This window comes from Paraglaciecola sp. 25GB23A, assembly GCF_040012495.1.
GTDB lineage: Bacteria > Pseudomonadota > Gammaproteobacteria > Enterobacterales > Alteromonadaceae > Paraglaciecola.
This window is the reverse complement of sequence record NZ_JBDYKM010000001.1, coordinates 232476-247470: the sequence shown is the minus strand read 5'-3', so window position 1 is coordinate 247470 and position 14995 is coordinate 232476. Positions and strand designations below refer to the sequence as shown.

Sequence of the window (14995 nt, the reverse complement as noted above, 5' to 3'; positions counted from 1 at the left end):
AATTTCAGTTAATCGGCGAAGCACAAACTTGTGTGTCGCCCCTATAGAGATAAGATCATGAGCGCACCGCAAACCTCAACAGACTTTTTGAGGAACATAGCAATAATAGCCCACGTTGACCACGGTAAAACCACCCTAGTTGACAAACTTTTACAACAGTCTGGCACCCTTGAAAGCCGTGGAGCTGCTGCAGAGCGCGTCATGGACTCAAATGACATTGAAAAAGAGCGTGGTATTACCATTCTTGCCAAAAACACCGCGATACGCTGGAATGATTACCGCATAAATATCGTAGATACTCCTGGACACGCCGACTTTGGTGGCGAAGTAGAGCGCGTATTGTCGATGGTCGACTCAGTTTTATTATTAGTTGATGCCCAAGAAGGCCCAATGCCACAAACTCGCTTTGTTACGCAAAAAGCGTTTGCACAGGGTTTAAAGCCAATAGTAGTTATCAATAAAGTTGATAAGCCTGGTGCACGTCCTAGTTGGGTAATTGATCAAGTATTTGATTTGTTTGATAACCTTGGTGCAACAGATGATCAACTTGATTTCCAAGTGGTCTACGCTTCTGCCTTAAACGGCTGGGCTTCAAATGATGTTGATACTCCAAGCGAGAATATGACACCTTTGTTCGAAACCATTGTTAAGCATGTTAAGCAACCGGATGCAGACTTTGATGGTCCTTTCCAAATGCAGATTTCACAGCTTGATTACAACTCTTATGTTGGCGTTATTGGTGTAGGTCGTATTACCCGCGGCTCAGTTAAAACGGGCAAAGCAGTAACAGTAGTTGGCGCTGATGGCAGCAAACGTACTGGCAAAATTGGCCAAGTTTTGGGTTATATGGGATTAGCGCGTACTGAAGTTGAATCGGCTAGCGCCGGCGACATTATTGCTATTACCGGTCTTGGTGAACTGAAAATTTCAGATACTATCTGCGATCCAAATAAAGTCGAAGCATTAAAGCCTTTATCAGTGGATGAGCCTACTGTGACGATGACTTTCCAAGTCAACAACTCTCCCTTTGCTGGTAAAGAAGGTAAATACGTTACTTCACGTAATATCCTTGACCGTTTGAAAGACGAGTTAATTCACAACGTAGCCTTACGTGTTGATGAAACCGAAGATGCAGATAAATTCCGTGTATCAGGCCGTGGTGAATTACACTTAGGTATCTTGATCGAAAACATGCGTCGTGAAGGTTACGAGTTAGCCGTATCGCGTCCAGAAGTAATCTTACGCACTGTTGACGGCGTATTAGAAGAACCTTTTGAAACAGTGACTATCGACTGTGAAGAACAACACCAAGGTTCTATGATGGAACAACTTGGTTTGCGTAAAGGCGAAATGACTAACATGACCTCTGATGGTAAAGGTCGTGTTCGTTTAGACTTTATCATTCCAAGCCGTGGTTTGATTGGTTTCCAAACTGACTTTATGACCATGACTTCAGGTTCGGGTTTGTTGTACCATACTTTTGATCATTATGGCCCGCATAAAGGCGGCAGCATCGGTCAACGTAAAAACGGTGTACTAATAGCTAATGCCACTGGTAAAGCGCTGACTAACGCCTTGTTTAACATGCAAGAACGTGGTCGTTTGTTTATCGGTCATGGTGTGGAAGTTTACGAAGGTATGGTTATTGGTATGCATAACCGTGACAATGACTTAACTGTAAATGCGCTTAAAGGCAAGCAGTTAACTAACGTTCGTGCATCAGGTACTGACGAAGCTCAGTCACTGGTACCGCCGGTTATTCTAGCTTTAGAACAAGCCCTAGAATTTATTGATAATGATGAATTGGTTGAAGTTACGCCCAAAAGCATTCGTATCCGTAAAAAGCATTTAACTGAAAATGATCGCAAACGTGCGAGTCGTGGTCCAAAAGACTAAATTCAGTATTATTTGAACACATAAAAAACCGGCTCTTAGCCGGTTTTTTTATACACGATTTACACTATAGTCTTTAATTTATATCCAAGTATTTAAACCTGGTTATTTGATAAATAACATTTCCTGATATTTTGGCAAGGGCCAATATTCATCAGTGACAATGCCTTCAAGTGAGTCAACGGCAGCTCTTACTTCAAGCATTAAGGGACATATTGTTTTAGCGCAAAAAGTCATATGTGCTTCGACCGAATCAAAGCCATGTTCATCGATAGCAGTGCTGAGTTCACTGACGGCAGTCATCATAGTGTTGGTCAAGGCAACTAACTTTTCTAGAGACTCCTTATTTAGCCCTATACCTGCACTCGTCAAACTAGCGTTGGTAGCTGATATTTCTGAAATATACTTGATTGCAGCCGGATAAATTCGAGTTGTAGCAATATCTTTAACCAGTTTAGCTTCAACCTCAATCGACAAAATATATTGCTCTGCATACACTTCAAAACGACTTAACAGTTCTTTTGGGCTGAGCACGCCAGTGCGCTCAAACAAGCTAACTATCGCCTTATCTTTAAAATAAGGTAGCGCTTCTGCCGCAGTGGGAATATTTTTCAGTCCGCGCTCTTCTACCGCTTTGCTGTGCCACTCAGATGAATAACCATCACCACCAAACACTACGTTACCGTGTAATTCCATTAACTCTTTCAACACTAATATCACCGCTGTGGTTTTGTCGTTATTAGCGAGAGCGACTTCTAATTTTTCTGCAATCCAATCTAATGAATCGGCTAACATGGTATTCATCGCTACCAGGGGTCCGGATACAGATTGTGACGAACCGACCGCTCGAAACTCAAAGCGGTTGCCCGTGAAAGCAAAAGGCGAGGTCCGGTTGCGGTCACCAGGATCGCGCTCAAATTTTAGGATTTGCGACAGTCCCAAATCCATCAAACCACCTTTAGCTTTTTCTAGCAACTTACCTGCTTTGATATCATTGAAGACACTTTCTAGTTGTTCACCTAGATAGACTGACAAAATAGCAGGAGGCGCTTCATTTGCCCCTAGTCTGTGATCATTGGCAGCCGAAGCAATAACGGCACGCAACAATGGGCCGTATAGATGAACGCCACGAATAACAGCGCCACAAAATAACAAGAAATTAAGGTTGTCATGGGGCGTGCTGCCCGGATCCAGTAAATTACCCTGTGTGGCATTGCCCACAGACCAGTTAACGTGTTTACCAGACCCATTGACACCTGCAAACGGTTTCTCGTGTAATAAACATAAAAAACCATGTTGTTTGGCGGTACTTTTCATCAAGGTCATTAACAATTGCTGATGATCCGCCGCGACATTAGCCGCTTCAAAATAGGGAGCAATTTCAAATTGACCGGGGGCGACTTCATTGTGATGGGTCTTGGCAGGAATGCCTAAATGATAAAGCTTATCTTCAAAATCTTGCATAAACACTTGAACGCGCGCAGGTATAGCACCGAAATAATGATCATCAAACTGCTGGCCTTTGGCCGGTGGTGCACCAAATAAGGTTCTTCCTGCTAGCAATAAATCAGGGCGGCTATTGGCAAAATTCTCATCCACTAAAAAGTATTCTTGCTCTGCACCACAACTTGAATTAAGCGGAGCGATTTCTACCTCGCCCATCAATGACAACACTTTGGTCGCAGATTTATTCATCGCCGCATTGGAACGTAACAGTGGAATTTTTTTATCTAGGGCTTCACCGGTCCAAGACATAAACACACTGGGTATCATCAGCGTAGAGCCATTATCCGTGTGCATAACATAGGCCGGACTAGTGGGATCCCAAGCGGTATACCCACGAGCCGCATTGGTCATGCGCAAACTACCATTGGGAAAAGAAGAGCCGTCTGGCTCACCTTTTATAAGCAAACTCCCAGTAAATTCTGTAATTGCATTGCCGTCAGAATTAGTAATGATAAAACCATCATGTTTTTCAGCCGTAATATTGGTCATTGGGTAAAAAATATGTGAGAAGAATTTAACGCCCTTAGACATCGCCCAGTCTTTCATCGCTGCAGCAACCACATCAGCGGTAGCGGGGTCGAGTGGAGCGCCAGTTTGCACGGTATTTTTCATGGCTTTAAAAGCATTTTTTGATAATGCTTCTTCCATAGCGGCTAAATTAAAAACATCCTTTGCCCAGATTTTGCTCAATGACTCAGGCATTTTGCTCTGTTTTGGTTCACGATTGGTTATATATGCGATCGCTTGTTCTCTTGCTTGATTTCCACTCATTATTGTTCCTCAGCTTAATAAAAACGCGGGGCGCATCGCCCAACTTATTCCATCCATACAACATAAATCACTAGACTTAAACTGACATGCAGCAACAATCAGACCGAATTAGGTTAAAATGAAGAGAAAATGTTCAGGCAGTTATGTGGATATCGCTTAAATAACAGATGAAAAGTTAAGAAGGGCAACAATGAAATCGGAGATAAAAGGTACAGACTCTGCTATTAATCACAGAGTCTTGCTAACTATGCTTTTTGGCTTTTGTTGTTTTCATTTTTTGCAAACAACAACATAAACACACCTAACATGATGGCCATGTCGGCAATATTAAAAATACCTGTTCGTAATGAGCCAATACCAATATTTAAAAAATCAATAACAGCGCCATTATTCATTGCACGATCATAAAAATTACTGATGCCACCTGAAAAAATTAACGCGAGACAAGTTAAACTGTAAGTAGTCTGTTGTTTGCTTTTGAACATATAGATAAGTAGCGTCAACAGCACCAATCCCACTGCCACAACAAATATCCAAAATCGTAATGACTCAGACAAACTACTACCCAAGCCTAAAAAAGCACCGTGATTTTCCACATAACCAATCCTGACGATATCGCCCCAATAGCTGTTCATCGTAAAGTGGATTAGGTAGCGATCAGCCCACAACTTACTCACTTGATCAATAGCTACGCTGACGAAGGTAATAATAAAGATAAGACGAAGTTTTACCACTAAGCTCATGCAAATTCCTAGTTTTAAAAAGGGGCAGTAAAATAATACGTACTGCGCAAGCCTTGAATTATGCCGATTAAAAATTTCATTACTACTAATAAACTCAAATTTTAAGCTGGAAGATTGTGTTTTTTCATTTGCCTTTTTAAATTATCAAATTTTTGTTAATTATTTGTAATAACTTATCCCATTAAGTTATTACTTACAGACAACTTAATTTCTTTCAGCCGTTGTACCATGGGAGACGTTGTTGAATCCGTCGTCATTTATATGAAAAAAATTGAAGCTATTATTAAACCTTATGTACTCGACGAAGTGAGAGAAGCGCTAACTGAAGCCGGTATTAAAGGTCTGACTGTTACCGAAGTTACCGGTTATGGTCGGCAAAAAGGTCACATTGAAACCTATCGTGGCTCAGAATATTCAGTGGACTTTTTGCCAAAAATTAAGCTAGAGCTCGTATTATCCGACGAAGAAATAGAGCGAAGCATTGAAATAATTGAACAAACTGCTAAGACAGATAAATTAGGTGACGGAAAAATATTTGTTACGTCGCTTAAGCGAACTATTCGGATCCGCACAGGTGAAGAAAATGAGGATGCAATTTAAGCCCTGCCTACTTAAACCTTTGCCTAGTCCTCTTTTCGTTTAGGTAACACCGTTCAAACAGGTTTTGTTTTTTGAAGCCGGACCCTTAAACACCTAAGCGTAATTAATTACTTATACAGGTCGTCGGTATTAGCTGCGCTAATATTATGGGGTTTACGTATCGGGCGTTTGAAAAATGCTTATTCCCTAACCATACGCGACTTAATTTAGCGATTTTGGCTGATACTGACCTAGCTCACTTCAAGTTTAAAGACCCCGTTGGTAATGTCATAATATTTGATCAATTCTAATAATTCACGCAAGATCGGCAAATTGAATATGCAAAGTCATTAAGGAACGCACGTGAAATCACTGCAATGTTGGAAATGTTTAAGCCAACTGGACGGGGTTATCTTTCCACTTTCTCGGCGCGAAGAGTGCGCAAACTGTGGCGCTGACCAGCATGTATGCCGGATGTGTGAATATTATGATAGTAGAATGGGCTGCAATGAAGAGCGCGCTGAGCAGGTCACTGATCTTGAAAAAGCTAACTTCTGTGACTATTTTAAACCGGCTTTTCGAGTGTTTAACAAAAAGTCTGAAGACAAATCTTATGCCGCCAAAGTCAAATTTGCAGAACTGTTCGGTGATCCGCTGCCGGAAGCAGATAATAACGATAATAACCTTAGCGCCAAAGAACGCGCCGATAAAAAATTAAGAGAACTTTTAGGCGGTTTTTAAGGTAGTAATCCTGTAACTGAGATCCTAAATGCCAAAGAAAACAGCTGATATCGAGCTGATTTACACTAGTGTTCACCCTAAACCTGTTACTATGCCGCGGCTTAATTTTGAGAATGGAGATGTATTATGATGTTGGCTAGTCTTGCCATTTTGCTGGGTCTACCGCTACTTATTTGGAGCGCCGAACGTTTTATTCACGGAGCGTCCTTCACTGCTGGCTATTATGGTGTTTCACCGTTATTTATAGGCATGTTTATCATCGGCTTTGGTACTTCTGCCCCTGAAATCATCGTCTCGGTTTTTGCCGCATTACAAGGCAATGGTGGTCTAGCCCTCGGCAATGCCTACGGGTCAAATATAACCAACATCACTTTGGTTGCAGGGTTAACAGCTTTGATCAGCCCTATTGCAGTGCAATCAGGCATTATTCGTAAAGAACTTCCGCTATTATTGGCCATCTCGTTTTTTTCCGTGTGGCAGCTAATGGATTTTGAACTGTCTCATGACGATGCAATATCTCTACTAGGTATTTTTGTACTGCTGATTGTCTGGAGTATTTGGCATGCCAAAAATGACAAGGGAGATAAACTTGCCGATGAAGTCACTGAATCTATTAAGGGTGATAAAACCCAATTAAAACCCCATCTAGTATGGCTGATTTTAGGCTTAGTTGTGTTAGTAATCAGTTCACGAGTTTTAGTCTGGGGTGCAGTGGAAATAGCCACCTATTTTGAAGTTAGTGACGTGATTATTGGCTTAACCATTATCGGTATCGGTACGTCTCTACCTGAATTAATCTCTTCATTAATCGCCGTTAAAAAAGGCGAGCACGAAATGGCCATAGGCAACGTAGTTGGTTCTAACATGTTCAATACCTTGGCGGTTATCGGTTTAGCGGGTGTGATTCAGCCCGTCACCGTAGACGCGGTGTTTTTCTATCGAGATGCATTACTAATGTTAGCTGTGACCGTTGCCTTGCTGGTTTTCTGTTTAGGCATCAAAAAACCCGGAAGACTTAATCGTCTAGAAGGTGGTGCTTTACTCAGCTGTTTTGTAATTTATAATTATTATTTAATCAGTACCAGCTTTTAAAAAATGATTACCAAGTATCAACAATGTGTCAAAAGTTTCGTCACGCCAAAGGATGAATAAATAATGCAGCCGAATAAAACGAACAGCTGGTTCGCTTATGTTCTCATGCTGTGCAGCATGTATTTACTTACTATGAAAGCCCATGCTGAAGAGACTAAGCAAGAGCCTGTTCTTTTACGATATGACTTAGGGCAGCAAGGTGGGTGGATCCCTTATCAGCAGAGTGCACAGAGGGGTCGACTTGGCATCTTCGAAGAAGTCACCATACTAATTCAAGAGCTAACTGGCATCGAATTTGAAGCGGTACATTTCCCGCCAAAACGTGCAGAAAAGGCCTTATTGGATGGCTTAGTCGATTTTGATTTTGTGTGTTTAGAATGGCTAAAAGAGGGACGTTCTCCCGCACAATTTGCCTATAGCAATCCTATATTCAACGTTTCCGAATATGTGGTGACTCTGCCGAAAAATGTAGCAGCCGTGCCTGACCGCAGTGCCATTTATGATCAGTCGGTAGGTACTATTGCAGGCTACTTCTACGTTGATGATGACCAATTTAAACGTATGGACTTTCTTAATGAAGAGGCGTTGCTACTCGGGCTCAAACACGAGAGGTTCACCTCTATCATTATTGAAAAAGAAACAGCAAGATATTGGGCAAACCTGTTAGATATCGATATTAGTTTTGCCGCTGCCCATACTCATGGTTCAATAATTATTAGACTCAGAGATGACAAACGCGAATGGATGCCAATCATCAATCAAGCCATAGAAACGATCAAAGAATCTGGCCAATTAGCGAGCTTGCTCGAAAAACACGGGGTAAAGGCTGAGATCCCGGCCACACTGCAATCAAAATAGCCGCTTATGCTGTGGGGTAGTCGCTATAGCCCTTAGCTTCATGAGTATACAAAGTAGCGCTATCAGCTTGGGCAAGTGACAAACCATTTGCAAAACGTTGTACTAAATCAGGATTGGCAACAAAGGGCATGCCAAAAGCAACGGCTTCTAATTGCCCTTTTTGAACCGCGACAGTTGCTTCTTTGAAGGTATAGCCCATATTGCCAATTAAATTACCGTCGAAATTGTCCAATGCCACTTGCATAACATCGCCCTGCTGCTTTTGTTCAAAATCAGCGCGCATCAAGTGCACATAAGCGAGGTCGTATTCACTGATGCGTTCAAGCACATACTCCAATAAGCCCATGGGGTTGCTATCTTGCATGCTGTTAAAACTATTAATAGGCGACAGGCGCACGCCTACGTGCCCCCTGCCCCAAACATTAATGACTTCATCAAGTACTTCACATAATAATCGAGCACGGTTTTCTAAATCACCGCCATACTCACCATCACGTTTATTTGAGCCATCGCGTAAAAACTGATCAATCAAATAACCATTGGCAGCGTGGATCTCAACACCATCGAATCCCGCTTCTTTAGCGTTTTTAGCTGCTTTAGTAAAATCTTCAAGAATGTCCGCAATATCAGAGTCTTTAAGGACTTTAGGCACCACATAAGGCATTTTCCCCTCTGGTGTACGAACCTCCCCTTGAATAGCAATAGCACTTGGCCCTACCGGGACTTTTCCGTTATTAAGTGCAGGATGGCAGGCTCTACCACCATGCCAAAGTTGTAAAAATATTTTTCCGCCTTTGGCATGCACTGCTGTAGTCACTTTACGCCATGCAGTAATTTGCTCTTCGGAATAAATACCCGGTTCGTGAAAAAATGCACTATTTCCCTCGGCCACCATAGTCGCTTCTGCGATGATTAAGCCGGCACTCGCTCTCTGACTATAATAATCCACCATTAAATCAGTAGGAACATGCTCCAGAGTTGCACGACAGCGCGTTAACGGCGCCATGATAATACGATTTGCTAGTTCTACTTTACCTAAGGTAACAGGGGTAAAAAGATCAGTCATAGTGTTTAAATTCCAAATTTTTCAGCAAAAATGCGTTAGCCAGTTACGCACTAATTAAAGGTAATTTCAATCTTATCTACCCTACTACTGTAGAAGTGTTTTTCATTCAATCAAATAAATGATTCATTTGATGCCTTAACCAACTGAGTGCCTCATCTTGCTCGGTTTGAGTATGCCAATAAAGATGGGTCTCTATGCCCGTCAGGGTAATAGGTAGCTCTTGTAAACTTACATCGGCTGCCATGCCTAACTGAGTAATCAATTGGGTGGCTAAGCGACGAGGCATGGTCAGCAAATAATCTGACTGTGCCACAATATCTTTGGCAGCATAGTAATTTTGGCATCGAATACCTATTTGCCGTGCCAAGCCCTGCTGCTGCAACAATATATCTTCTAAAGCTGCGCCACTGGGTCGATTAGACACTCCAATATGTTTAGCCGCTAAATAATCCTCTGCGCTTAGCGCGGACGCTAGCGGATGACTGACTTTCATCATCACACAAAATTCATCAATTAGTAGTTTTTTGTGCAGAACCGGCGGTTTTATTGGCAAGGCGACATCAAAAGCCACATCAATGTGTCCTGCCGCTAAGGCGCGAGTTAAATGAGCCCTCTCCACTTTTATACTGGCAAAAGTGGTATTAGGTGCAACATCAGCCAACAATCGAGCCAGTAGGGGCAAAATAGAGGGCTCAAGCGCATAGTGCATACCTAAACGAAAATGATGGGTACTGAGCAAGGGATTAAACGCGCCCCAATGTTGCAAAATTTGCCGTAAGCGACTCAAATTATCAATGATTAAAGGGGCCATTTGTTGGCAAACCGATGTGGGTAACATTTGATTATTGCTGCGCACAAAAAGGGGGTCACCTAAGGCATCACGCAGGCGCTTGAGAGCGTGACTCACAGCAGAGGGAGTAATATGCAGCAACTCTGCGGTACGCGACATATTTTGCTCTTGGTAAATACTCTCAAAAACTTTAAGTAGATTTAAGTCGAGCTTGTGTAATTGATTAGTATCCGTCACTCAGCCACCATTGTGAATAATATTCACATTACTTATATACTATTTTTCATTTCATTCAATTGATAATTGGCAGTATGCTCTTGCCACCCGTGTTTGAAACACTAAAAGGAATATCAATATGAACTTTGCTCACAATGAACTGACCCAAGGTTACCTAGAGCGGTTAAAAGCCTTTATGGATGAACATATTTATCCGCTTGAAACTCAAATTTATGCTGAAACCCATGCACTTAATCCAGATGGTAATTGGCGTAACTGGCAAGTACACCCTTTGATTGAGCCACTAAAACAAAAAGCTAAAGCTGCAGGTTTATGGAATTTATTTCTGCCTTCAGCGGAACTAGGGCAAGGTTTGAGCTGCTTAGAATATGCTCCCTTAGCTGAGCAAATGGGTCGCTGTATTTTTGCTTCAGAAATATTTAATTGTAATGCCCCTGATACAGGCAATATGGAAGTGCTTTATCACTTTGGTGATCAGGCTCAACAAGATAAGTGGCTTAAACCACTTTTAGCCGGAGAAATTCGTTCAGTTTTTGGCATGACTGAACCCGATGTCGCCAGCTCTGATGCCACCAATATGCAAGCGACCGTTGAACTTGACGGCGATGAATTAGTACTCAATGGTAAAAAATGGTGGACCACAGGTCTTGGTCATCCCAATGCTAAAGTGGCTATTTTTATGGCTTTATCTAACCCAGAAAACGACAAGCACAGTCAGCATTCTATGGTTATAGTGCCTCTTGATTCTGCCGGTATTGAAATCAAACGCATGTTACAAGCCTATGGAGATTATGATGCCCCCTTTGGCCATGGTGAAATGCACTTTACCAATGTGCGTGTGCCGAAAGAAAACTTACTGGTTGGTTTAGGTCAAGGCTTTGCCATCGCCCAAGGGCGTTTAGGTCCAGGCCGTATTCACCACTGTATGCGCTCCATTGGTATGGCTGAGAAAGCATTAGAGTTAGCCATGCAACGCGGTTTAAGTCGCACGGCCTTCGGTCGACCGCTGCTCAAGTTGGGCGGCAATGGCGAACGCATTGCAGATGCGCGTATTGCGATTGATCAAGCTCGTTTATTGACTCTTTATGCAGCATGGAAAATAGACAATGTGGGTGTGAAGCACGCCATGACAGAAATATCTGCAATTAAAGTCGCAGTGCCTAGAATGTTAGAACAAGTGGTTGATATGGCGGTACAAATTCACGGTGGTGCTGGCATGTGTGGTGATTTCCCACTGGCTCGTTTTGCTGCAGGTGCGCGCTCATTACGCCTAGCTGATGGCCCGGATGAGGTGCATCAGGCCATGGTAACACGCTTGGAATTACGTAAATATCAGGCAGGTTAATTCATGTCGCAGCATATCTTAATTACCGGCGGCGCCTCAGGTTTAGGTGCCGCTTTGGTAAAATACTATGCCGAACTTGGGGCTAAAATTTGTATTGCTGATTTAAACCCCGAGTTCGCTAATGAGGTCATTGCGGCCCATTCTGAGCAGGCAGAGGATCTATTTTTTCAGCCCTGCGATATTACCAATCAAACTGATATTGAAGACTTATATAAGGCTATCGTGTCACGCTGGGGTAAATTAGATGTATTAGTTAACAATGCAGGGGTAGCGACGGGCGGTGCATTAGAATATGAAGATATCGAGCAATGGCAATGGGTTTTAAATATCAACCTATTGGGCTTGGTTCGAATGACCAAAGCCTTTGTTCCCTTATTGTCTGCGCAAACACATAGCCAGATAATTAATATCGCGTCACAAGCCGGTATTACGCCCATCCCTTACATGGCCAGTTACAATGCCAGTAAGGCGGCAGTAGTGAGTTTTTCAGAAACCATGTATTTGGAACTTGCCAAGTCTGGGATCCAAGTCAGTGTCGCCTGTCCTTCTTTTTTTGCCACTCGACTTGGTCAATCTATGCGTAGTCAACAGCCCGGTGCACAAGTGTTAGTAAACAAGCTACTGACACGCTCAACGATTGATGCAGCCGAAGTTGCCGCAATCATTGTAAGTCGAGCAAACGCTGGGGATTTTATGATACTGAGTCATAAAGAAGGTCGACTTGCCTATCGCTTAAAACGTTACCTACCAAGCAATCGCTATTTAAAGATGATGTTGAAAAAGTTAAAACAATTTGGGCCCAAAGCGACATGAAAAACCCTATTATCGATACCGCAGGTCAAGTCAGGCAAGGCGAAGAATTAGACTTTGAGCGACTTCATCCTTGGTTGATCCAACATATAGCAAAGCTAAACACCTCGACGCAACTTGCAAGGCCGAGCGTCACACAATATTCTGGTGGCGCCTCAAACTGGACTTACTGTCTCACCTATACCTTAGAAAACGCTGCTGTCTTTGAGCTTATTTTACGCCGAGCCCCTGCCGGCACTAAAGCCAAAGGTGCCCATGATATGGGCCGTGAATATCGCTTACAAGCTGCACTAAAACCGGTTTATCCCTATGTTCCGCAGATGCATGCATTTTGTGATGATCCCGATATTATTGGCACTGATTTTTACGTCATGGAAAAACTGCAGGGTATTGTTCCACGCAAAAATATGCCCAAGGGCCTGAACATAACAAAAAATGAAACTCACCAGTTATGTTTGAACGCCCTAGATAGTCTGATAAAACTGCATTTAGTTGATTATAAAACGGCCGGATTAAGTCACCTTGCCAAAGGTGAAGGTTATATAGAAAGACAAATATCAGGCTGGAGTGAACGCTATCGTAAAGCCAAAACGTGGAATGTACCAAGCGGTAAATATGTCATGGCCTGGCTACAAGATAACCAACCCAGTCAAGAGCATATTTGTTTAACCCATAACGATTTTCGCTTTGATAATTTAGTTTTGGATAGCCAAGACCCGAGCAATATCATTGGTGTGCTTGATTGGGAGCTCGCTACCTTAGGCGATCCTTTAATGGACCTCGGTAATTCCCTCGCCTATTGGGTACAAGCAGATGATGACCGCATAGCCTTGGGCACACGTCGACAGCCCAGCCACTTAGATGGCATGTTGACACGCCGTGAAGTGATTGATTATTACCTAGCAAAAACGGGGTTTAAGGTAGAAAGCTTTGCATTTTATGAGGTTTACGGTTTATTTCGTTTAGCCGCCATTGTTCAGCAAATTTATTACCGTTATCACCATAAACAAACCCAAAATCCAGCATTTAAACATATTTGGTTTTTCGTGCACTATTTGTTATGGCAATGCCGTAAAGCCATCAAAGGACAACGTTAAATGACCTGTATTTATCTTATTCGTCATGGTCAAGCCTCATTTGGTCAAGACAATTATGACTGTTTATCCCAACTTGGTGAACAACAAGCCAACTTATTAGGTCAACATTTTTTAGAACGTAATATTCAATTTGACCAAATGGTGCGGGGTGCCATGCAACGTCATGCTCAAACTGCACAACATTGTTTACTCGGCCTAAATTCAAATCAGCAACAGCCCATTGTGGATGCACGCTGGAATGAATATGATCATCAAGATATATTGGCACAATACGAACCGCAATGTGCCACTGCGCAAGGAGTCAAAAAATGGGTACTGGCTCAAACCAATCCTCAAACAGCGCTTGAAACACTGGTGTTTAAGGCCTTTACCCGCTGGATTCAAAGTGAACATGACGAGGATTATCAAGAATCGTGGTCGGCTTACCAACAACGAATTCGATCTGCACTGGCTCAGTTAACTGCCCAGCACAGTCATGGCCAAAATATCGCTGTTTTCACCTCAGGTGGCCCGATTGCTTTATTATGTCAAATGCTACTGGGCGTGCCTGCTGTTAAGCTTATGCAACTGAACTGGACCTTGGTTAATTGTGGTGTTAGTAAGATTATTGTTAGTCGCAAGGGTCCGATACTTTCTACCATGAACGAACATGCTGCATTTGATAATCAGCAACCTAAATTCATCAGCTATAAATAAAAACGAGAATATGATGCTCAGAAAAAATATATTAATTAGCGGTGCAAGCTCTGGTCTAGGCCGCGGTATGGCGATTGAATTTGCCAAAAAAGGCCGTAATCTGGCTTTGTGTGCCCGTCGTTTAGAACGTTTAGAAGAACTCAAAACCGAGTTGCTTGTTATCAATCCAGACATCAAAATTTATATTCGCGCTCTTGATGTGGATGATCACGACCAAGTTTTTGCCGTATTCAAAGCCTTTGCTGATGATATGGGCGGTCTCGACAGAGTCATTGTTAACGCCGGTATGGGTAAAGGCGCTTCGGTGGGCACCGGTTATTTTTACGCCAATAAACAAACCGCCATTACAAACTTTGTCTCTGCCTTGGCTCAGTGTGAAGCCGCTATGCAGTTATTTAGAGCACAAAATGCAGGGCACTTAGTCACGATCTCTTCAGTCAGTGCAGTGCGTGGTGCACGGCGCGCCATGACCGTTTATGCTGCAACCAAGGCAGCATTGACCTCAATGAGTGAAGGGATCCGCATCGATGTAATGAACACCCCTATCAAAGTGACTACGATCCACCCCGGTTTTATTCGCAGTGAAATCAACGAAAAAGTGAAAAAAGTACCGTTTATCGTCGACACTGAAACCGGCTGCAAAGCCATGGTAAAAGCCATTGAAAAAGAAGTGGCAAGTAGCTTTGTGCCTGCATGGCCTTGGGCATTATTTAGATATATCGCCCCTATCGCACCGCTCAGTTGGCTGGCAAAAATGAGTTAATTAGGTTA

14 protein-coding genes are annotated in these 14995 nt (G+C 42.7%); 10 read left to right on the top strand and 4 right to left on the bottom strand.

The window, feature by feature from the left end; all coding sequences use genetic code 11:
• Positions 1-57 precede the first annotated feature (57 nt).
• Entirely contained in the window at positions 58-1896 is a 1839-nt protein-coding gene (typA, locus tag ABKW31_RS01030) for a translational GTPase TypA (protein ID WP_348614266.1), read from the top strand.
• A gap of 102 nt (positions 1897-1998) precedes the next feature.
• On the opposite strand, the gene ABKW31_RS01025 is transcribed toward typA, so the two are convergent.
• Positions 1999-4170 carry a glutamine synthetase III gene (locus ABKW31_RS01025; protein WP_348614265.1) on the bottom strand — a complete coding sequence of 724 codons (2172 nt, stop codon included), beginning with the start codon at positions 4168-4170 and terminating at the stop codon, positions 1999-2001.
• Between the two features lie 245 nt (positions 4171-4415).
• On the bottom strand, positions 4416-4913 hold the full coding sequence (gene lspA / locus ABKW31_RS01020) for a signal peptidase II (protein ID WP_348614264.1): 498 nt from the start codon (positions 4911-4913) through the stop codon (positions 4416-4418).
• Between the two features lie 261 nt (positions 4914-5174).
• Here lspA and ABKW31_RS01015 point away from each other — a divergent pair, with 261 nt between their 5' ends.
• The 4 genes from ABKW31_RS01015 to ABKW31_RS01000 all read left to right on the top strand — a co-directional run bounded on the left by ABKW31_RS01015 (position 5175) and on the right by ABKW31_RS01000 (position 8183).
• Entirely contained in the window at positions 5175-5513 is a 339-nt protein-coding gene (locus tag ABKW31_RS01015) for a P-II family nitrogen regulator (RefSeq protein WP_348614263.1), read from the top strand.
• Positions 5514-5855: 342 nt separating this feature from the next.
• Positions 5856-6233, top strand: a complete 378-nt coding sequence (locus ABKW31_RS01010; protein WP_348614262.1) for a hypothetical protein — start codon at positions 5856-5858, stop codon at positions 6231-6233.
• Between the two features lie 126 nt (positions 6234-6359).
• The gene (locus ABKW31_RS01005; protein ID WP_348614261.1) at positions 6360-7325 is read left to right on the top strand and encodes a calcium/sodium antiporter; all 966 of its coding nucleotides are present in this window, start codon (positions 6360-6362) and stop codon (positions 7323-7325) included.
• A gap of 63 nt (positions 7326-7388) precedes the next feature.
• Positions 7389-8183, top strand: a complete 795-nt coding sequence (locus ABKW31_RS01000; protein ID WP_348614260.1) for a transporter substrate-binding domain-containing protein — start codon at positions 7389-7391, stop codon at positions 8181-8183.
• 4 nt (positions 8184-8187) lie between these two features.
• On the opposite strand, the gene ABKW31_RS00995 is transcribed toward ABKW31_RS01000, so the two are convergent.
• Together ABKW31_RS00995 and ABKW31_RS00990 are read right to left on the bottom strand one after the other, a co-directional pair.
• Complete coding sequence (locus ABKW31_RS00995) at positions 8188-9249, bottom strand: alkene reductase (RefSeq protein WP_348614259.1); 1062 nt, start codon at positions 9247-9249, stop codon at positions 8188-8190.
• 106 nt (positions 9250-9355) lie between these two features.
• Positions 9356-10276, bottom strand: a complete 921-nt coding sequence (locus ABKW31_RS00990; protein ID WP_348614258.1) for a LysR family transcriptional regulator — start codon at positions 10274-10276, stop codon at positions 9356-9358.
• A 118-nt stretch (positions 10277-10394) separates the two neighbouring features.
• Here ABKW31_RS00990 and ABKW31_RS00985 point away from each other — a divergent pair, with 118 nt between their 5' ends.
• From ABKW31_RS00985 to ABKW31_RS00965, 5 genes are read left to right on the top strand one after another with little or no spacing between them, the layout of a single operon-like run.
• The gene (locus tag ABKW31_RS00985; protein ID WP_348614257.1) at positions 10395-11621 is read left to right on the top strand and encodes an acyl-CoA dehydrogenase family protein; all 1227 of its coding nucleotides are present in this window, start codon (positions 10395-10397) and stop codon (positions 11619-11621) included.
• A 3-nt stretch (positions 11622-11624) separates the two neighbouring features.
• On the top strand, positions 11625-12434 hold the full coding sequence (locus ABKW31_RS00980; protein WP_348614256.1) for an SDR family oxidoreductase: 810 nt from the start codon (positions 11625-11627) through the stop codon (positions 12432-12434).
• Positions 12431-13528 carry a phosphotransferase family protein gene (locus ABKW31_RS00975; protein ID WP_348614255.1) on the top strand — a complete coding sequence of 366 codons (1098 nt, stop codon included), beginning with the start codon at positions 12431-12433 and terminating at the stop codon, positions 13526-13528. The genes ABKW31_RS00980 and ABKW31_RS00975 overlap by 4 nt, the downstream gene beginning before the upstream one ends.
• A complete protein-coding gene (locus ABKW31_RS00970; RefSeq protein WP_348614254.1) occupies positions 13529-14224 on the top strand; it encodes a histidine phosphatase family protein in 696 nt (231 codons plus the stop codon).
• A gap of 13 nt (positions 14225-14237) precedes the next feature.
• Positions 14238-14987, top strand: a complete 750-nt coding sequence (locus ABKW31_RS00965; RefSeq protein WP_348615172.1) for an SDR family oxidoreductase — start codon at positions 14238-14240, stop codon at positions 14985-14987.
• The last annotated feature ends 8 nt before the right edge of the window (positions 14988-14995 follow it).